The sequence below is a fragment of the Pedococcus ginsenosidimutans genome (assembly GCF_039544395.1).
GTDB classification, from domain to species: Bacteria; Actinomycetota; Actinomycetes; order Actinomycetales; family Dermatophilaceae; genus Pedococcus; species Pedococcus ginsenosidimutans.
In genome coordinates, this window is record NZ_BAABLO010000004.1 from 694,483 (window position 1) to 712,640 (window position 18,158).

Consider the following 18,158-nt stretch of genomic DNA (forward strand, 5'->3'; position numbering starts at 1 on the left):
TTAGGGTTGCAGCGTGTACTTCACCGATCGTGGAATCGAGGAGCTCGCCTCACGACGGGGCGAGGAAGAGGTCTCCTTCGAGTGGCTGGCCGAGCAGCTGCGGACGTTCGTCGACCTCAACCCCGAGTTCGAGACCCCCGTCGAGCGACTGGCCACCTGGCTGGCCCGGCTCGACGACGATGACGAGTGAACGAGACGACCAGATGACGACGATGAGGACCAGCGCGTGAGCGAGCCCACCTTCACCCCGAGTGCCGAGTTCCAGGTCGCCTCCGACGGCCCCCGCGACGTCGCGATGGTCTTCCTCGGCGCGTCGATGGTGGCCGGGGTCGGCGACCCCAAGGGCCAGGGCTGGGTCTCCCGGGTCGTGGGGCGCACCCACCACCCCGACCTCGAGCTCACGCCGTACAACCTCGGGGTCCGCGGCGACACCTCAGCCGACGTCCTGGGGCGCTGGAAGAACGAGTGCGCGCCGCGCTGGCGCGGCCGCTCGGAGAAGCGGCTGGTCATCTCGGTTGGGACCAACGACGCCGCGTCCGGTGTCACCCTGGCCCGCCACCGGCTCAACCTCGCGAACATCCTCGACGACGCCGCGAGCGCCGGCATCGGCACGTTCGTGGTCAGCCCTCCCCCCACCGACGACGACGAGCTCAACACCAAGCTGGACGTCCTCGTGGAGGCGCAGGCCGACGTCTGCTCCCGGCGCGAGGTGCCGTTCGTCGACTGCTACCGGCCCCTGCTCGGTCACGAGCAGTGGCGCACCGACCTCGCCGCGAGCCGGGTGGCCCACCACCCCGGCCAGGCGGGGTACGGCCTCATCGCGTGGCTGGTGCTGCACAACGGCTGGTACGACTGGCTGCAGATCTCGCCCAGCTGAGGGCCGTCGGCGGCGCCACGCCGCCCGCTCAGACGGTGAAGACGATCTTCCCGAAGACGTCGCCGGACGCCATCTTGGCGAACCCGTCACGCGCCTGCTCCAGGGGCAGGACGGTGTCGACCACCGGCTCGATCCCGCGGTGGGCGACGAACTGGGCCAGCCGCTCGAGCTCGCCCCGCGTGCCCATGGTGGAGCCCACCACGCGCAGCTGCTTGAAGAAGATCTTGGTCAGCTCGGCCTTGGCCGGGGCGTCGCCCGAGGTGGCCCCGGAGATGACGATGGTGCCGCCGGGGTTGAGCGAGTTGACCGAGTGCGACCAGGTGGCGGCGCCGACGGTCTCCATGACGGCGTCGACCCGCGCGGGCAGGCGCTCGCCGCTACCGAAGGCGCGGTCCGCCCCGATCTCGACGGCGCGGCGGCCCTTCTCCTCGTCGCGCGAGGTGACCCACATGCGGTACCCGGCGGCGTTGCCGAGCTGCACCAGGGCGGTGGCCACTCCTCCGCCCGCGCCCTGCACGAGCACGGTGGCGCCCGGCGTGAGGGCCGCATTGGTGAACAGCATCCGGTAGGCGGTGAGCCACGCGGTGGACAGGCAGGCCGCGTGCTCCCACGACAGGCCCTCGGGCTTGGGGACGAGGTTGCCGTTGGGGACCCGGACCTGCTGGGCCAGGGTGCCGTCGTGCAGCTCGGACAGCAGGGTGCGCCGGGGGTCCAGCGTCTCGTCACCGCGCCAGCCGTCGCTGGGGATGACGGCGTGGACGATCACCTCGTTGCCGTCGGGGTCGACCCCGGCGCCGTCGCAGCCGAGGACCATCGGCAGCCGGTCTGCCGGCAGGCCCACCCCGCGCAGCGACCACACGTCGTGGTGGTTGAGGCCGGAGGCCTTGAGGGAGACCGTGGTCCAGCCCTCGCGCGGTTCGGGGTCGGGGCGCTCGCCCACCTCGAGGCCGGAGAGCGGGTCGTCGGCGGACTGGCTGGAGGCGTAGGCGGCGAGCATGCCCTCGACCCTAGCCCGAGGCCCGCGGACGGGCCCGTCCGAGCGCCGCCGCGGCGGCCTGGGCCGAGTGGTGGGCGCGCCTCATCCGTTCGGCCCTTTACCGGGCAAATCCTCCCTTCGGGGGTGCCCAAGCCGGACACCCGCTTCATACACTCGCGGAGCCGTTTGAGGACTCGGGAGCGACAGGGGAGGTGGGGCGCCGGTGCCGACCGCACGGGAGCAGCGCCGCCTGCGCCTGCACCGCTGGCTCTGGGCCGTGGTCGACGCCGTGGTGCTCGTGGCGGCGCTCTACATCGGCTCGTGGATGCGCTTCGACTTCCACCCCGGGCCCGTCTTCGTGACCAACCTGGCCATCCTGTCGGCTGTCGCCGTCGCGACCCACCTGCTCGTGGGCATCCTGATCGGCCCGTACGCCGTGGGGCACGAGCGCGGGTCGTTCGAGGAGATCGCCGACATCGCCAAGGCAGTCGCCGTCACCGGGACCGTGCTCGTGGCCGTGGTGCTGGGCTTCCGGTGGCAGGCGACCGTGCCGAGGAGCGTCCCGTTCATCGGCGCGACGTTCGGGCTCGTGGGCATGTTCGCGAGCCGCTTCCTGGTCCGCACCTGGCGCCTGCGCGACCGCAAGACCGAGCCCGAGGTCGACCGCGCCATCGTGTTCGGTGCCGGCGAGGCCGGGCGCCGACTCACCCGCAGCCTGCGGCGCGACGGCGAGGGCGGCTACCACCCCGTCGCGATCCTCGACGACGACCGCAGCAAGGGGCGCCTGCGCATCGAGGGCATCCGCGTCCGCGGCACCCGCGCCGACCTGCAGGACGTGGCTGACCGCCTCGGCGCGACGACCCTGATCATCGCCCTCCCCCGCGCCCACGCGAGCACCATCCGCGAGCTCACCGACCTCGGCACGACCGCAGGCCTGAAGATCCTCACGCTGCCGCCGCTCGGCGACATCATCGGCGGACGACCCACCGCCAGGGACCTTCGCGACGTCGACGTCGCCGACCTGCTCGGGCGCCGCCCCGTCGAGCTCGACAACGTCGTGATCGCCGAGCAGATCAACGGCCGCTCCGTGCTCGTCACGGGTGCCGGTGGCTCGATCGGCTCCGAGCTGTGCCGCCAGATCGCCCGCTTCGGGCCCGCCAAGCTCTACCTGCTCGACCGCGACGAGTCCGGCCTGCAGGCGACCCAGCTGAGCCTCGTCGGCCACGGCCTGCTCGACGACGACGCGGTCGTGCTCGCCGACATCCGCGACACCGCCCGCATGGCCGAGGTGTTCGCCGCCACGAAGCCCGACATCGTCTTCCACGCTGCGGCGCTCAAGCACCTGCCCCTGCTCGAGGCCAACCCGATGGAGGCCTGGAAGAGCAACGTCGTCGGCACGGTCAACGTCCTGACCGCTGCCGCTGCCGAGGGTGTCGGCACGTTCGTCAACATCTCCACGGACAAGGCCGCGAACCCGACGTGCGTGCTCGGCCACAGCAAGCGCGTCGCCGAGCGGCTCACCGCCGACTTCGCCCGCTCCTTCCCGGGCCGCTACGTCTCGGTGCGGTTCGGCAACGTCCTGGGCTCGCGCGGCTCGGTCGTCCACGCGTTCACCGCGCAGATCGAGCGCGGCGGCCCGATCACGGTCACCCACCCCGACGTCGAGCGCTACTTCATGCTCATCCCCGAGGCGTGCCAGCTCGTCCTGCAGGCCGCCTCCCTCGGCGCCGACGGCGACGTGATGGTCCTCGACATGGGTGAGCAGGTGAAGATCGTCGACGTGGCCCACACGCTGCTGCAGATGTCCGGACGCCGCGACGTCGACGTCGTGTTCACCGGCCTGCGTCCCGGCGAGAAGCTCGCCGAGGAGCTGTTCTCGACCGACGAGGCGCCCGTCCCCACCGACCACCCGCTCGTGGCCCGCGTGCAGGTCCCGGCGCTGCCGGCCGCGGACGTCTCGACCAGCATGCCCGTCTCCGACGAGGCGGTGCGCGCCTGGATGCGTGCAGCCTCCTCCTCCGCGCTCGGCCGGTCCGGCGTCGTCGAGGCGGCCGAGGCGCTGCTGGGCGGGGCATGACCGACCCCGAGCTCGAGGCGATCGAGGCTCGGTACGCGCGCCGCGCGGCCATCCCCGCGGACCGTTACTCCTTCGCGAGCGCCGACGTACGACGCGGCTCGACCTCGGCCGACCGTGCTGTGCTGGGGGCGCTGGCTGCGGCGGCCCTGACCGACTTCCCACGGATGCGCGTGCTGGAGGTGGGTTGCGGCGAGGGTGCGAACCTCTTGCGCTTCCTGCGCTGGGGCGTCGACCCGAGCCGCCTCGTGGGCAACGAGCTGCTGCCCGACCGCCTGGCCCTGGCTCGCCGGGTCCTGCCCGCTGAGGTCGTGCTCGTGCCGGGCGACGCCCGCTCGCTCGAGCTCGAGCCGTTCGACGTCGTGCTGCAGTCCACCGTCCTCTCCTCGATCCTGGACGACGAGGTCCAGCGTGGCGTGGCGGAAGCCATGTGGCGCCTGACCCGCCCCGGCGGAGCGGTCCTGTCCTACGACTTCACCGTCGGCAACCCGCGCAACCCCGACGTGCGCGGCGTCCCGGTCAGCAGGCTGCAGGAGCTGTTCCCGCACGGGCGGCTAGGCGCGCGCCGCGTCACCCTCGCCCCGCCGGTCGCCAGGCGCGTGGCGTCGGTCGGCCCGGTGTACTCGGCGCTCGAGGCCGTGCCCTGGCTGCGGACCCACGCGGTCGTGACCGTCCGCAAGCCCGGCTGAGTCAGTCGCGGACCACGGCGGCGACGGTCTGCAGCAGGATGCGCAGGTCGCCCGGCAGCGTGCGGTGCTCGACGTAGTCGACGTACATGGCCGCCTTCTGGGGCAGGAGCACGTCGCGGTAGTGCGCCTCGGGGTCCTCGGCGGCGGCGAGCAGGTCCGACTCGTGGCGGAAGGCGATGCTGACCGGGTCGGTGATGCCCGGCCGCACGGACAGGATGACCCGCGCCTGCTCCGGGTCCCAGAGCGCTGCATACCTCGGCACCTCCGGCCGCGGGCCGACCAGGCTCATGTGGCCGGTCGCGACGTCGATGAGCTGCGGCAGCTCGTCGAGCTTGGTGCGGCGCAGGAACTGGCCCACTCGGGTGACCCGGCTGTCGCCGGTGGGGCTGACGAGCGCTCCGTCGTGGCTGGCGCGCATCGAGCGGAACTTGTGGAGCCGGAACACCTCACCGCCGAGGCCGACGCGCTCCTGGCGGAACAACGCGGGGCCGCGGCTGTCCACCCGCACCGCGACGGCGATGGCGAGCAGGACGGGAGAGAGCACGACCAGGGCAGGGACCGCGACCGCGAGGTCGAGGAGGCGCTTGGCCCGGTCGGGCGGCGCCGCGGGCGTGGACATCATCGCAGGACGGTGGCCACGGTCTCGACGACGCGTTCGACCTGCGCGTCGGTCATCGAGGAGAAGGCGGGCAGGCTCACCACGCGCTCGAACTCGGCGGTCGCCACCGGCAGCTGCTCGGGTCGCAGCTCGAGGCTGTCGCGCCAGTAGGGCTGCAGGTGCAGCGGGATGAAGTGGACGCTGCACCCCACGCCGCGCGAGGCCATCTGCTCGATGAAGGCGGTGCGGTCGACCGGGGCGTCGTCACGCAGCCGCACGACGTAGAGGTGCCAGGCGTGCTGCGTCCCGTCCTCCCCCACGGGCGGCAGGTCGAGGGGAAGTCCGGCGAGGGCCTCGGTGTAGCGGGTCGCGATCTGCTCGCGGCGCTTGCGCATGGCGTCGGCGCGACGCAGCTGGACCCGGCCCATCGCGGCGGCGGGGTCGGTGAGGTTGTACTTGTAGCCCGGCGCCACGACGTCGTAGTGCCACGAGGGGGCGGTGCTGCGGTAGCGGTCGAAGACGTCGCGGCTGATGCCGTGCAGGCGCATGGTGCGCACCCGCTTGGCCACGTCGGGGTCGCGCGTGACCACCATGCCGCCCTCGCCGGTGGTGATGGTCTTGGTGGCGTAGAAGCTGAAGACGGTGGCCAGGCTGTCCCCCGCCCCGACCGCGGTGCGGCCGTCGTGGGCAGGGAACGAGTGCGCGGCGTCCTCCACGACCCGCAGACCGCGCTCGTGGGCGAGCCTACGCACGGCGGGCTCGACGGGCAGCCCGGCGAAGTGCACCGGTATGACGGCAGCCGTCCGGTCGGTGATCGCGGCCTCCAGCCCGGACGCCGTGAGGTTGAGGGTGGCCCGGTCCACGTCCACCACGACGGGGGTGGCGCCCAGGTAGCGGACGACCTCCGCGGTGGCGGTGAACGTCCACGTCGGGACGACCACCTCGTCGCCCGGTCCGACGCCCGCGGCCTCCAGGGCGAGGTGCAGGCCGGCGGTCGCCGAGTTGACCGCCACGGCCTCGACCTCGCCGTCGGCGCCGCCGACGAACTCCGCGAACTCCCGCTCGAACGCCGCAGCCCGCGGCCCGGTGGTCAGCCACCCGGAGCGCATCGCCTCCGCGGCAGCCTCGATCTCCTCCTCGCCGATGTCGGGGAGGGCGAAGGGCAGGAACGCGTCGGGAGAAATGCCGGACCTCCGTCATGTGCGGCCGTGGGGCGGAATGCCGCGGTTATCATGACACGCCCCCGCCTGCTGCGAGTGGGCCCCGGAGGACCGCCGTCGACCACCAGAGGGGAAGTTCGCGTTGTCGCGCAGGAAGGTGCTGGTGTTCAACCAGTTCGCCATGCCTCGCACGCAGTGGGGACTCACCCGCAACGCAGAGCTGTTCTCCCGCCTGACGGGTTGGGACGCCCGCATCGTCGCCGCGAACCGTGACCACTACGGGCAGGGCACCTTCACCACGACCGACCCGCTGTTCACGCTCGTCCCCGTGCCGGCCTACGCGGGATCGTCCGTACGGCGTGTCGCCGGGTGGGTCCTCTTCGCCGCCAGGGCCACCGCGATCGGCCTCAGGATGCGAGGAGTGGACGCGGTCTACGGATCCAGCCCCCACCTGCTGGCCCCCCTCGCCGCCTGGGTGGTGGCCGCAGCCCGTCGCAAACCGCTGGTGGTCGAGGTGCGCGACCTCTGGCCGGAGTCGATCGTCGAGGCGGGCCTGCTGCACCGCGGGAGCCGGTTGCACCGCCTGCTGGTCGGGCTCGAGACGTTCCTCTACCGCCGCGCCCGCAGCATCGTGGTCGTCACCCCCGGCTGGGAGGACCACTTCGCCCGGCTCGGGATCGACCTCGCCAAGGTGGTCGTCATCCCGAACGGCACCGACGTCGATGACAGGCCGGTCGACCGTGCTGCCGCGAGGACGCGTCACGGCATCACCGGCTTCACCGCGGTCTACGCCGGCGCCCACGGTCCCGCCAACGGGCTCGACCAGGTGCTCGACGCGGCGAAGGGACTCCCCGAGGTGCGCGTGCTCCTCCTCGGGGCGGGGTCGGAGAAGGCACGATTGATGGAGCGGGCAGCCCGCGAGGCGGTCACCAACGTCGAGTTCCGAGACCCCGTACCCAAGGACGAGCTCCGCGAGGTCCTCGCCGCGTGTGACGTGGGCATCCACGTGCTTGCCCCGTGGCAGCTGCTCCAGGCGGGCCTCAGCCCCAACAAGGTGTTCGACTACCTGGCCGCCGGTCTTCCGGTCGTGAGCAACTGCGCGACCGGGCTGCGTGACGTCATGACAGACGGGGAGTGCGGTCGTCTCGGCGGCCCCGACGACCTGACCGGCTGCCTCTCGGCAGTGCACGAGGCAAGCGACCATCAGCGGGCGCTGTGGGCCACCGCCGGGCGCACCCTCGTCACCGACCGCTTCTCACGCACTGCTTCCGCCACACTGCTCGAGTCGGTGCTCGTCGAGTCCTGCCGTGGGCCGGAGTACGGGCACCACACGCAGTCGAGCTCCCCCCACGGAATCACCTCAGAGAGAGCCGGGAACCCATGAAGAGCGCCCTCATCAGGCTCGCGACCACCCGCCCGTCCCTGGCAGTCCGCAGGACGTTGTTCCGTGGAAGTGAAAGGTACTGGGACCGCAGGTATGCCAAGGGCGGCAACTCGGGCGCCGGGTCATACGGAGCGAAGGCCCAGTGGAAGGCCGACGTGGTCAACGGATGGGTCGCCGAGCACCGCATATCGAGCGTTGTCGACTGGGGCTGCGGCGACGGCAACCAGCTGGGTCTGGCTCAATACGAGCGCTATCTGGGCCTTGACCGCTCTCCTACCGCCATTCGCATGTGCTTGGAGCGCTTTAGCGATGACGCGACCAAGAGCTTCATGGCTTTCGACCCCGCAACCCTTTCCGACCCCGCTCGGTGGCTCGTCGGCGACATGGCACTGTCCATGGAGGTGATCTTCCATCTCACTGAGGACTGGGTGTTCGAGGACTACATGAACCGCCTGTTTGCGAGCGCAGAGCGGTACGTGGTCATCTGCAGCAACGACACCACTGGGACCGAAGCTGGTCCGACGGAGAAACACCGCCAGTTCACTGCTTGGGTCGCGAAGAACCAGCCAAGCTGGGAGCTGCTACAGCAGGTGGCCCCGCCCGCAGAGGTCGACATGATGGCGTCGTTGTACCTCTACGGACGGACCTGACAGATCGCCGACAGCGGTCATGATCGTTCACGCTCTCAGGACGCGGCAGGCATTTGCGCGTCAGGTGTTCTGGACACTGCTGATCCAAGGGTCAGGAGCACTTCTCGCGTTTGCCACCGTGGCGTGGCTCGGGCGTACGCAGGGCCCGGTCCCACAGGGAGTCTTCAGCCGTACGAAAACCGAACTCGAGTTCTTGGCGAGCGTCGCGTCACTCGGTCTTCCCCAAGCGCTGATGTACTACGCCCAGACGCAGAGGCTCTCCGTCTCGCGGGCCCTGAGGATCTCCTCCGCGGCAGCCGTTCTGGGTGCGCTGGGTGCCGTGGTCTACGGACTTGTGCGCGGAGAGGGCCTCGCAGTGGCGGCCGTTGCAGCCGCCGTGTTTGCGATGGTCTGGCAAGGCAATCTACGAACCATCCTCCTAGGCGTCTCTACGGCACGATCCTTCAACATCGTCACTGCTGGCCCGCAGGCATTGGTTCTCGTCTGGGTGGTCGCATCGACTTCTACTCTGGGGATGAACACTGCCGTGGCAGCCAGCGGCTACGCAGTCGCCTTCGGTGTCGTGGCGGCGGCAGCCGGCGCGCGCCTGTGGAGGCGTGCAGACACACAGGTGGAGCAGGAGGTGGACGCCCGACGTCTTGCCTCTTATGGAATCGCGACGTGGGTCAGCGCCATGGCGGTCACCGGGAGCCTGCTGGCGTGCACCCTCTACGTCGATGCCACCCTCGAACCGCGGGCCTTGGGTCTCTTCACGGCCACGGTGGTCCTGGCACAGGTCGCTCTGACCCCTCTGAACTACCTCCTACCCCTGCTACTCAAGCGCTGGGTCGCGTCCACGGGCCACCGCCGCTGGCCCTACCTCGTGATCGGCACCGCTCCGCCCCTGGCGGCAGCGTTGGTCTTCAAGGTCGCAGGCACTTCTTGGGCCGACGGGAAGCTGGGAGAGTACGCCCAGGTCAGTGACTCCCTGTGGGTGGTTTGTGCAGTCGTGGGTCTCGAGGTCGCCGTTCGCCTGTTGGCGGCCGACCAACTCGCCAGAGGTCGCCCGTGGGCTCCGGCCGTCGCAGACGTTGTCCGCATGGCTTCGATAGCCGCTGCGTTGGGCTTGCTTCGACCGGGCAACTCCCTGGAGGTCGTCGATGTCTGGGCTCTGGCATCTTTGTGGGCCCTGCTGACCCTCGTGGTGCTTGAGCTCCAGTCCCGTCGCGCGAAGGTGTCCCCCAACGCTCCTCTGTTCGACGGAGTCGCCCCATGACCACGGCCGCCCAAGTGGGCTCGCTTCACTTTCGGAGGAACGACGCATGAAGATCGTCCTTCTGGCACCCGCTTCGTCGATCCACACCCAGAAGTGGGCAGACGGCCTTGTGGAGCGCGGCCATGAGGTCGTCGTCGCGACACAGCACCCGGCTACCTCTTGGCCAGGTCCCGACGGACCTCGCGTGCTCGTGCTGCCCTTCCGAGGTCAGCACGGCTACTTCCTGAACGCTCCGATACTGCGCCGACAGTTGCGGGCGCACCGCCCGGATATCCTCAACGTGCACTACGCGAGCGGCTACGGCACGACCGCAGCACTGTCTGGCTACACCCCGTCCTTGCTGTCGGTGTGGGGCAGCGATGTCTTCGACTTCCCACGCGGATCCCGACTCAAGGCTCGCCTACTACGGTTCAACCTCAACGCAGCCACCCGGCTTGCGTCCACGAGCAACGTGATGGCCCGGCACACCCAGAGTCTGTTGCCGGGCGCAGCCGCACCATTCGTCACTCCCTTCGGGGTGGAGACAGGACGTTTCGCGCCTAGCCAGCACAAGGCCCCCTCCCAGGGGGTCGTCATCGGCATGGTTAAGGCCCTTTACCCCAAGTACGGGGTTGATGTCCTGATCCGGGCATTCGCGCAGGTCGTGGAAGCCGCTGATGACCAACGGGACATCAGACTCCTGGTCGTCGGCGACGGACCCGAGCGAGCGGAGCTCGAGGCGCTGGCCCAGCAACTGGGCCTTTCAGGCGTCGTCGAGTTCCGCGGGGCCCTGCCACATCGGGACGTCCCCGAGATTCTCCGTAGTCTGGACATCTTCGTGGCCTCCAGCCGGCTGGACAGCGAGAGTTTCGGTGTGGCCGTCGTCGAGGCCAGCGCTTGTGGACTCCCAGTGGTGGTCACGGACGTCGCGGGGCTCTCCGAAGTTGTGGAGGACGGCGTCACGGGCTATGTCGTGCCTCGTGACGACCCCGGCGCGCTTGCCCTTGCGGTGTTGTCGTTGGTTGACGATCCGCGCGAGCGCGATCGCATGGGAAGCGCCGGACGCGCGACCGTCGAGGCGCGCTACGACTGGCAGCGCTGCCTCGACACCATGGTCGACGCCTACCAGAGCACCATCGATGCTGCCGGTAGGGGACATCGCGCCTCAGGCGAGGGCTGACACCGCGGCGGCGACGGTGTCGCAGACGCGGTCGTCGAAGACGCTGGGCACGATCTCCCCCGCGGTCGGCTCTGGCACGAGCGACGCGATGGCCCGGGCTGCGGCGAGCTTCATCTGTTCGGTCACCTGGGGCGCTCCCGAGTCGAGGACGCCGCGGAAGATACCGGGGAACGCCAGCACGTTGTTGATCTGGTTCGGGAAGTCCGAGCGCCCCGTGGCCACCACCGCGGCATACCGAGCCGCCAGGTCCGGGTGCACCTCCGGGTCGGGGTTGGCCAGGGCGAAGATGATGGCGTCCGGTGCCATACGGGCGATCTCTGCCTCGGGCACGGTGCCGCCGGACAGCCCGATGTAGACGTCGGCGTCGACGAGCGCGTCCCCGAGCCCACCGGTGAGGCCGCGAGGGTTCGTGGTCGCCGCGAGGCGCCGCTTGTGGTCGGCGAGGTCCGCCCGGGAGGGCGCGATGATCCCGCGGGAGTCGCACACCACGAGGTCGGCGACACCGGCGCGGGCGAGCAGCCTGGTCACTGCGACCCCGGCCGCCCCGGCCCCGGCGACGACCACTCGCAGGGACGCCAGGGGTCGGCCCACGACACGAGCCGCGTTGAGCAGTCCGGCAAGCACCACGATCGCCGTGCCGTGCTGGTCGTCGTGGAAGACCGGGATGTCGAGGCGTTCCTGGAGGCGTCGCTCGATCTCGAAGCAGCGCGGCGCCGAGATGTCCTCGAGGTTGATCCCGCCGTAGGTGGGGGCGATGCGGGCGATGGCGTCGACCAGCTCCTCGACGGAGCCCGAGTCCATGCACACCGGGACGGCGTCCACGCCACCGAAGTGCTTGAACAGCACGGCCTTGCCCTCCATGACGGGCATGGCCGCCAGCGGCCCGATGTCGCCCAGCCCCAGGACCGCCGTGCCGTCGCTCACCACGGCCACGGTGTTGCGCCGAGAGGTGTACCGAGCCGCCAGCGCCGGATCGAGGGCGATGGCGCGGCAGACGTCGGCCACACCCGGCGTGTACAGGAGCGAGAGGTCGGCACGGTCGCGCAGGGGCGACGTGGCGTGCACCCCGAGCTTGCCCCCCTCGTGGGCGCGGAAGACGGGGTCGGACGGGTCGTGGGTCGGGTACGCGGGAGTCGCTGCATTCGCAGACATGGAGGAAGTCACCTCAGGGAAGAGAGGGAGGAGATGCGTGGGGCACAGCCAACGCAGCCGGACGGTCAGTCGGGCCGGGGTGTGGCCAATCAAACGCACAGTCGCGGGGGTTACCCGCGAGTTCATGGTGACATATGGCCCTGGCGCCGGACACCCTTGTGACGGGACTGTGACACGGATCGCGTCGTCAGGTGGCAGGATGCCGACCAAGCCTGACGGCGCCCTCGCCGACACACGAAGCACCACCTGAGGAAGGACCCACCTCGTATGACCCAGCGTCTCCGTCCCACCGCCGTCCTCGTCGCCGGGCTCGCCACCGCGGGCCTGGCCCTCTCCGCGTGCGGCTCGGACAGCCTCGACAGCAACAGCACCCCGTCGAGCTCCTCGAGCTCCAGCTCCTCGAGCAGCCAGACGGTCGACCCCGCCCTCGCCGCCAAGGTCCCGCAGAAGATCAAGGACGCCGGCAAGATCGTCGTCGGGTCGGACGCCTCCTACGCGCCCAACGAGTTCATCGACACCGACGGCAAGACGGTCGTCGGGATGGACGTCGACCTGTTCAACGCCGTCGCGGCCAAGCTCGGCCTCAAGGCCGAGTTCCAGAACGCCGGTTTCGACACGATCATCCTCGGGGTGAAGTCGGGCAAGTACGACGTCGGGGTCTCCTCGTTCACCATCAACGACGAGCGCAAGAAGAGCGTCAACATGGTGAGCTACTTCAACGCCGGCACGCAGTGGGCGGTCAAGAAGGGGAACCCCAAGAAGGTCGACCCCGACAACGCCTGTGGCCTCAACATCGGCGTCCAGAAGGGCACCGTGCAGATCGACGACCTCACCGCCCGCTCCAAGAAGTGCACCGCCGCGGGCAAGCCGGCGATCAAGCAGATCATCGACGCCGACCAGAGCAAGGTCACCGCGAGCGTCATCTCCGGCAAGTCGGACGCGATGCTCGCCGACTCCCCCGTCGGTCTCTACGCCGTGAAGCAGACCGGTGGCCAGCTCGAGGCGCTCGGCGACATCTACGACGCCGCGCCCTACGGCTTCGTCGTCCCCAAGGACCAGACCGACTTCGCCCAGGCGATCGCCGACGCCCTCAAGGCGATGGGCACGGACGGCAGCTACAAGGCCATCCTGACCAAGTGGGGCAACGACACCGGCGCCATCACCGACTTCGCCGTCAACCCCTGACCGGCGCCGCGCACCTCCTGATCCGAGGCACACATGTCTGAAGGCACCCAGGACCGGCCGGGCCGCATCTCCGCGCGGCCGGTCCCCCACCCGGGCCGGTGGGTGGCGATCGCGGTCATCGCCATCCTCGTGGCCATGATGGTCAGCTCGTTCGTCACCAACCCGCGCTGGGACTTCCCGTTCGCGCTGAGGGTGATGAACTTCAACCCGGTCCTGCGCGGCCTGATGATCGGCACCATCGTCGGCACGGTGGGCTCGATGGTCATCGGCGTCGTGGTCGGGGTCGTCGTCGGCATCATGCGGCTCTCGACCAACCCCGTCCTGCGAGGGGTCTCCTTCGTCTACACGTGGTTCTTCCGGGCCATCCCCCGCTACGTGCTCCTGACGATCCTCGGCACCGGCCTGGGCTACCTCTACAGCACCTTCGACATCGGGGCGCCCTTCGGGCAGCAGATCGCCAAGGCACTCGGGCTGTCGAGCGACCTGACGTTCCTCACCCTCGACGTCAACCAGTTCAGCAGCACCCTGGCCATGGGCGTCATCGGGCTGGGCCTCTCCGAGGCCGCCTACATGGCCGAGATCGCCCGCTCGGGCATCCAGTCCGTCGACGTGGGCCAGCGCGAGGCCGCGCAGGCCCTCGGCATGTCGTCGGGCAAGACGATGCGCCGGGTGGTCCTCCCGCAGGCGATGCGCGTCATCATCCCGCCGACCGGCAACGAGACCATCGCCATGGTGAAGGACACGTCGCTGCTCATCGCCCTCCCGGTCAACACCGAGCTCTTCTACCAGGTGTCGGTCATCGGCTCCCGGACGCTGAAGATCATGCCGACCTACGTCGCCGCCACCGCGTGGTACCTCATCGTGTGCAGCGTCCTCATGGTCGGCCAGTCCTTCCTGGAGAAGCGCTTCGGCCGCGGCTTCGGCACCACCTCGAGCGGGCCCGGCGGCATCCGGGCGCGGATGTTGGCGCTCAAGGGCGGGGCGGGAGGCGCCTGATGACCACGACCACCGACACCACCCAGCCGCTGGTCCACGCGGTCAACGTCACCAAGGCCTTCCACGGCAACGAGGTCCTCAAGGGCATCGACATGGACGTCCGCAAGGGCGAGGTCGTCTGCCTGCTCGGGCCCTCGGGCTCAGGAAAGACGACGTTCCTGCGCTGCATCAACCAGCTGGAGACCATCGACGGCGGCCGCATCTGGGTCGACGGCGACCTCATGGGCTTCGACGACCGCGGTGGCACCCTGCACCACCTCACCGACCGGCAGGTGGCGGCCCAGCGCCGCGACATCGGCATGGTGTTCCAGCGTTTCAACCTGTTCCCCCACATGACCGCCATCCAGAACGTCATGGAGGCGCCGATCCAGGTCAAGGGCGGCCGCAAGTCGCAGGTCAAGGAGCGGGCGCTCGAGCTGCTCGGCAGCGTCGGCCTCGCCGACAAGTGCCAGGCCTACCCCGCCCAGCTCTCCGGCGGCCAGCAGCAGCGCGTCGCGATCGCGCGCGCGCTGGCGATGGAACCCAAGCTCATGCTCTTCGACGAGCCCACCTCCGCGCTCGACCCCGAGCTCGTCGGCGAGGTGCTGCGCGTCATGCGTGACCTCGCCAAGAACGGCATGACGATGATCGTCGTGACCCACGAGATGGGCTTCGCCCGTGAGGTGGCCGACCGGGTCGTCTTCATGGACGGCGGCGTCGTGGTCGAGCAGGGACCCCCGTCCGAGGTCATCGACAACCCCCAGCACCAGCGCACCAAGACGTTCCTCAGCCGGATGCGCCAGGAGGAGCAGCACTGATGGCGGTCGGCCTCGGGGTCGTCGTGGTCCGGGGACGCTCGATGGAGCCGACCCTGCACACCGGCGACCGGATGGTCGTGCTCCACGGCGCTCCCCCGCGCGTGGGCGGCCTCGCCATCGTGCGGCTCCCACCGGACGACGACGGCGTACCCCGCCCGCTCGCCATCAAGCGCGTGACCATGCGCGACCCCGCGGATCGCACCCGGTACTGGGTCGAGAGCGACAACCAGGGCCTGCTCGGGGTCGCGGACTCGTGGACGCACGGCATCGGCTCCCTCGCGCGCGACCAGATCCGCGCCCTGGTGCTCTTCCGGATCCCCCAGCGGCTGCGCCTCCCGGGCTCGCGCAGGGGGCGTCGTGCACCCGAGGCGGACGCGGGGTAGGTTGAGCGAGCACGTGATCACCCATCTCGCAGAAGGGATACGCATGCTCTCCCGCATCTTCCGCACCACCGAGGTCAGCGCCCACTGCGACCTGCCCTGCGGTGTGTACGACCCCGCACAGGCCCGCATCGAGGCGCAGTCCATCAAGGCGATCATCGCCAAGGTGGCCGACAACAACGACCCCGACTTCCGCACCCGTGCGATCCTCATCAAGGAGCAGCGCTCCGAGCTGGTCAAGCACCACCTGTGGGTGCTGTGGACCGACTACTTCAAGGCTCCGCACTTCGAGAAGTACCCCCAGCTGCACACCCTCTTCAACGAGGCCACCAAGCTGGCCGGCGCCACTGGCACCAAGGGCGAGCTCGACGCCGGCAAGGCCGACGAGCTGCTCGCCAAGATCGACGAGATCGACGCGATCTTCAAGGAGACCAAGGCCGCCTAGGTCCTCCAGCACGCACGAAGGCGCCCGTCCCGGAATACCGGGGCGGGCGCCTTCGCGTGCCGTCCTGCGGAAGCCGCCGAACGAGACCGATCAGACGCTGCCGGCGACCTGGTTGAACAGGCCGGACAGGTTGCCGCCCAGGAGTGCGACGGCGACGATGATGACGATGGCGATGAGGGCGACCATGAGGCCGTACTCGACGGCGGTGGCGCCCTGTTCGTCCATCTTCGCCCGGAACTTCGCGATGTGCCTGCTCATTGGGATCCCCTGACTCCTGCGTGGATGTGGTGCTGCGGCTGGATCCTCGCAGGTCAGCCGACCCCCACCCATCCCCTGTTGCGGCAGACCTTCTGCACGAAGGGGTGACCCGTTCCTTGTCGGTGCTTGCGACGTCGGCGTAGAGTTTTCGGTTGTTGCATGCGACATGACGTCGGTCGTCCGCACCCCCGCCGTCTGCACGAAGTATCGGGATCCACGGCACACCCTGGGTCTGCGAAGGGGGGCGGACGGGGCTGCACACAGCGCCCAGCACGGCTCGGCCCAGGCTGCCAGCACGCCACAAGGGGCACGCTCGTGAAACGACCTACCTTCCTCGCCCTCGGCACAGCCACCCTGCTGGGCCTCTCAGCGCCGATGCTGCCCGCGGTGGCAGCCCTCGGCGTCACGGCGCACGTCAGCACCTCCACCCGGACGGCCGGCTCGACCAGCTCGACCTCCGGCTACCACGAGCCCGTCTGCCAGGCCCGCTCGTCCCTGTGCGCCGACTCCTACGACAACCCCGCCGACGAGTACGTCGGCCACGACGAGCCCTCGGTGCTGTTCAAGTCCGGGGTGCGCGGATCCGGCAACGACATCACCTACACCATGACCCTCCCCCGGGAGCCGAAGACCAGGCCGACCGCCTCCGGGGCTTCCGGGTCCACCTGGAACTTCCAGCTGCGCCCCACCTTCTGGTTCGGCCTGACGTTGTGCGACACCGAGTCCGCGCCCGAGTACACCAAGACGTGCACTCCGGACTCCGACGCCAACAACCTCGTCGGCACCAACCCCTCCGCGGCCGACTACATCGGCAAGCACCCGGGCAACGCCTACATGGAGCTGCAGTTCTACGGCCCCGGCTACGTGCCCCAGTTCGAGGGCTTCGGCTGCACCGCCCACCAATACTGCGCGGCCATGACGATCGACAGCTTCGTCAGCAACCAGAACACCGGTGTCGCCAACACGTCGGCCTGCGACAACTACCTCCTCGGGGGCGTCGAGCCGATCAACTGGGCCTACATCACCAGGAGTGGTCGCTCGCAGGCGCCGGCCAACCCGCTGTTCACCGGCACGTTCGACAACCCGGACCTCAGCGCGGTGACCCCGAACGCCGGCAAGGACCTGTTCATGGACCCCGGCGACCGGATCCGGATCCACATGCACGACACGACTGCGGGCCTGCGGATCGACCTGTCCGACCTGACCAGCGGCCAGCACGGCTCGATGACCGCGTCCGTGGCGAACGGCTTCGGCCACATCCTGTACACGCCCACGTCGAGCACGTGCCAGGCAGCGCCGTACGCCTTCCACCCTGAGTACTCCACGGGCAACCCGCGGGGCAACACCTGGTCGGCCCACACCTACAACGTGGCGATGTCCGACGAGATCGGCCACTTCGAGAACTGTTTGGCCATCGACGCCAACTTCAACTGCACCAAGCCCGGCGCTCAGGACGCCTCGGGCCTCGACGAGGACGACGGCAACAACTTCTGCGTCCCCGGCTCCGACTCCACGCTCGTGAAGATCAACGGGTGCCTGAGCTCGGACGAGGACTTCGACGGCCAGTCCTACCGCAACGACTGGCCGGGCACGCTGCGTGACGTCGCCCGCGACCAGGCGCTGCACCCCTCGCCGGTGCTGTTCACCAGCCCGGTGACCACCGGTGGCGCCAACTACTCGAAGGTGGCGTTCGAGACCGACCTGCCACGCATCGAGGCGGCGGACTCCCAGGACAGCGCACCGTTCTGCGACCGCACGACCGGCGCCAACTGCGTCAACCCGCCTCGCGGCGCCGAGTTCTACCCGATCTTCACCACGACCCGGGCCAACGGGACGTGCACCTGGCAGGAGGGCGGGCGCTTCATCCCCGGCACCACCAGGACGTTCGGTGGCACGTCGACCAGCGAGTACGGCCCGCTCCTGAAGACCGTCTACCCCGTGGCCGGGTCCACGACGACCACGCGCTACAACAACTTCAACAGCGGCGACCTCGCCAACCCCTGCCGCGCGCAGTGACGACCGTCTGAAGGGAGTGGCCCCGGGTGGTTCGGTCCGCCCGGGGCCACTCTGCGTTGTTACCCATGTGACGCCTGTGACCTCCCACGGTTACCCACGAGTCGGGC

The 18,158-nt window shown here is 69.8% G+C and carries 19 protein-coding genes; 14 read left to right on the forward strand and 5 right to left on the reverse strand.

Going from position 1 to position 18,158, the window contains the following annotated elements; genetic code table 11:
- The first annotated feature begins 13 nt into the window (after positions 1-13).
- Both ABEA42_RS08045 and ABEA42_RS08050 read left to right on the forward strand, forming a co-directional pair.
- Positions 14-190 (forward strand): DUF6104 family protein, encoded by a 177-nt coding sequence (locus ABEA42_RS08045; protein ID WP_345502368.1) that lies wholly within the window; start codon positions 14-16, stop codon positions 188-190.
- A 36-nt stretch (positions 191-226) separates the two neighbouring features.
- Positions 227-877 (forward strand): GDSL-type esterase/lipase family protein, encoded by a 651-nt coding sequence (locus ABEA42_RS08050; protein WP_345502369.1) that lies wholly within the window; start codon positions 227-229, stop codon positions 875-877.
- A 28-nt stretch (positions 878-905) separates the two neighbouring features.
- On the opposite strand, the gene ABEA42_RS08055 is transcribed toward ABEA42_RS08050, so the two are convergent.
- A complete protein-coding gene (locus ABEA42_RS08055; RefSeq protein ID WP_345502370.1) occupies positions 906-1,874 on the reverse strand; it encodes a zinc-binding dehydrogenase in 969 nt (322 codons plus the stop codon).
- A gap of 202 nt (positions 1,875-2,076) precedes the next feature.
- On the opposite strand from ABEA42_RS08055, the gene ABEA42_RS08060 reads away from it, so the two are divergent.
- Complete coding sequence (locus ABEA42_RS08060) at positions 2,077-3,930, forward strand: nucleoside-diphosphate sugar epimerase/dehydratase (RefSeq protein ID WP_345502371.1); 1,854 nt, start codon at positions 2,077-2,079, stop codon at positions 3,928-3,930.
- Positions 3,927-4,616: a class I SAM-dependent methyltransferase gene (locus ABEA42_RS08065; RefSeq protein ID WP_345502372.1), complete on the forward strand. Its 690-nt coding sequence runs from the start codon at positions 3,927-3,929 to the stop codon at positions 4,614-4,616. The genes ABEA42_RS08060 and ABEA42_RS08065 overlap by 4 nt, the downstream gene beginning before the upstream one ends.
- A 1-nt stretch (position 4,617) precedes the next feature.
- Here the strand turns inward: ABEA42_RS08065 and ABEA42_RS08070 are convergent, their stop codons facing one another.
- On the reverse strand, positions 4,618-5,238 hold the full coding sequence (locus ABEA42_RS08070; protein ID WP_345502373.1) for a sugar transferase: 621 nt from the start codon (positions 5,236-5,238) through the stop codon (positions 4,618-4,620).
- Positions 5,235-6,398 (reverse strand): DegT/DnrJ/EryC1/StrS family aminotransferase, encoded by a 1,164-nt coding sequence (locus ABEA42_RS08075; RefSeq protein WP_345502623.1) that lies wholly within the window; start codon positions 6,396-6,398, stop codon positions 5,235-5,237. Before ABEA42_RS08075 ends, ABEA42_RS08070 begins: the two co-directional genes overlap by 4 nt.
- Positions 6,399-6,516: 118 nt before the next feature.
- On the opposite strand from ABEA42_RS08075, the gene ABEA42_RS08080 reads away from it, so the two are divergent.
- From ABEA42_RS08080 to ABEA42_RS08095, 4 genes are all read left to right on the forward strand, one after another.
- Positions 6,517-7,758, forward strand: a complete 1,242-nt coding sequence (locus ABEA42_RS08080; protein WP_345502374.1) for a glycosyltransferase family 4 protein — start codon at positions 6,517-6,519, stop codon at positions 7,756-7,758.
- Positions 7,755-8,408 (forward strand): class I SAM-dependent methyltransferase, encoded by a 654-nt coding sequence (locus ABEA42_RS08085; RefSeq protein ID WP_345502375.1) that lies wholly within the window; start codon positions 7,755-7,757, stop codon positions 8,406-8,408. The genes ABEA42_RS08080 and ABEA42_RS08085 overlap by 4 nt, the downstream gene beginning before the upstream one ends.
- A 64-nt stretch (positions 8,409-8,472) precedes the next feature.
- A complete protein-coding gene (locus ABEA42_RS08090) occupies positions 8,473-9,663 on the forward strand; it encodes a hypothetical protein (RefSeq protein WP_345502377.1) in 1,191 nt (396 codons plus the stop codon).
- A gap of 46 nt (positions 9,664-9,709) precedes the next feature.
- The gene (locus ABEA42_RS08095; protein WP_345502378.1) at positions 9,710-10,822 is read left to right on the forward strand and encodes a glycosyltransferase; all 1,113 of its coding nucleotides are present in this window, start codon (positions 9,710-9,712) and stop codon (positions 10,820-10,822) included.
- Here the strand turns inward: ABEA42_RS08095 and ABEA42_RS08100 are convergent.
- Entirely contained in the window at positions 10,808-11,974 is a 1,167-nt protein-coding gene (locus ABEA42_RS08100; protein WP_345502379.1) for an NAD(P)-dependent malic enzyme, read from the reverse strand. The genes ABEA42_RS08095 and ABEA42_RS08100 overlap by 15 nt on opposite strands.
- Positions 11,975-12,241: 267 nt before the next feature.
- Between ABEA42_RS08100 and ABEA42_RS08105 the strand changes: the two genes are divergently transcribed.
- Genes ABEA42_RS08105 through sodN form a run of 5 tightly spaced genes read left to right on the forward strand, consistent with a single transcriptional unit; the run spans position 12,242 to position 15,777 of the window.
- Positions 12,242-13,159 (forward strand): ABC transporter substrate-binding protein, encoded by a 918-nt coding sequence (locus ABEA42_RS08105; protein WP_345502380.1) that lies wholly within the window; start codon positions 12,242-12,244, stop codon positions 13,157-13,159.
- Positions 13,160-13,192: 33 nt separating this feature from the next.
- A complete protein-coding gene (locus ABEA42_RS08110; RefSeq protein ID WP_345502382.1) occupies positions 13,193-14,155 on the forward strand; it encodes an amino acid ABC transporter permease in 963 nt (320 codons plus the stop codon).
- Positions 14,155-14,952, forward strand: a complete 798-nt coding sequence (locus ABEA42_RS08115; protein ID WP_345502383.1) for an amino acid ABC transporter ATP-binding protein — start codon at positions 14,155-14,157, stop codon at positions 14,950-14,952. The genes ABEA42_RS08110 and ABEA42_RS08115 overlap by 1 nt, the downstream gene beginning before the upstream one ends.
- The gene (locus tag ABEA42_RS08120) at positions 14,952-15,335 is read left to right on the forward strand and encodes a S24/S26 family peptidase (RefSeq protein WP_345502384.1); all 384 of its coding nucleotides are present in this window, start codon (positions 14,952-14,954) and stop codon (positions 15,333-15,335) included. The genes ABEA42_RS08115 and ABEA42_RS08120 overlap by 1 nt, the downstream gene beginning before the upstream one ends.
- Positions 15,336-15,378: 43 nt before the next feature.
- Entirely contained in the window at positions 15,379-15,777 is a 399-nt protein-coding gene (gene sodN / locus ABEA42_RS08125; protein WP_345502385.1) for a superoxide dismutase, Ni, read from the forward strand.
- Positions 15,778-15,867: 90 nt separating this feature from the next.
- On the opposite strand, the gene ABEA42_RS08130 is transcribed toward sodN, so the two are convergent.
- Complete coding sequence (locus ABEA42_RS08130) at positions 15,868-16,035, reverse strand: Flp family type IVb pilin (protein ID WP_345502387.1); 168 nt, start codon at positions 16,033-16,035, stop codon at positions 15,868-15,870.
- Positions 16,036-16,350: 315 nt separating this feature from the next.
- Here ABEA42_RS08130 and ABEA42_RS08135 point away from each other — a divergent pair, with 315 nt between their 5' ends.
- Positions 16,351-18,051: a hypothetical protein gene (locus ABEA42_RS08135; RefSeq protein WP_345502388.1), complete on the forward strand. Its 1,701-nt coding sequence runs from the start codon at positions 16,351-16,353 to the stop codon at positions 18,049-18,051.
- The last annotated feature ends 107 nt before the right edge of the window (positions 18,052-18,158 follow it).

Bases quoted from the DNA above. Each gene is read 5' to 3' on its own strand.
- ABEA42_RS08055 (WP_345502370.1), bottom strand. From the start codon at position 1,874: ATGCTCGCCGCCTACGCCTCCAGCCAGTCCGCCGACGACCCGCTCTCC.
- ABEA42_RS08065 (WP_345502372.1), top strand. From the start codon at position 3,927: ATGACCGACCCCGAGCTCGAGGCGATCGAGGCTCGGTACGCGCGCCGC.
- ABEA42_RS08070 (WP_345502373.1), bottom strand. From the start codon at position 5,238: ATGATGTCCACGCCCGCGGCGCCGCCCGACCGGGCCAAGCGCCTCCTC.
- ABEA42_RS08085 (WP_345502375.1), top strand. From the start codon at position 7,755: ATGAAGAGCGCCCTCATCAGGCTCGCGACCACCCGCCCGTCCCTGGCA.
- ABEA42_RS08095 (WP_345502378.1), top strand. From the start codon at position 9,710: ATGAAGATCGTCCTTCTGGCACCCGCTTCGTCGATCCACACCCAGAAG.
- ABEA42_RS08100 (WP_345502379.1), bottom strand. From the start codon at position 11,974: ATGTCTGCGAATGCAGCGACTCCCGCGTACCCGACCCACGACCCGTCC.
- ABEA42_RS08105 (WP_345502380.1), top strand. From the start codon at position 12,242: ATGACCCAGCGTCTCCGTCCCACCGCCGTCCTCGTCGCCGGGCTCGCC.
- ABEA42_RS08110 (WP_345502382.1), top strand. From the start codon at position 13,193: ATGTCTGAAGGCACCCAGGACCGGCCGGGCCGCATCTCCGCGCGGCCG.
- ABEA42_RS08115 (WP_345502383.1), top strand. From the start codon at position 14,155: ATGACCACGACCACCGACACCACCCAGCCGCTGGTCCACGCGGTCAAC.
- ABEA42_RS08120 (WP_345502384.1), top strand. From the start codon at position 14,952: ATGGCGGTCGGCCTCGGGGTCGTCGTGGTCCGGGGACGCTCGATGGAG.
- sodN (WP_345502385.1), top strand. From the start codon at position 15,379: ATGCTCTCCCGCATCTTCCGCACCACCGAGGTCAGCGCCCACTGCGAC.
- ABEA42_RS08130 (WP_345502387.1), bottom strand. From the start codon at position 16,035: ATGAGCAGGCACATCGCGAAGTTCCGGGCGAAGATGGACGAACAGGGC.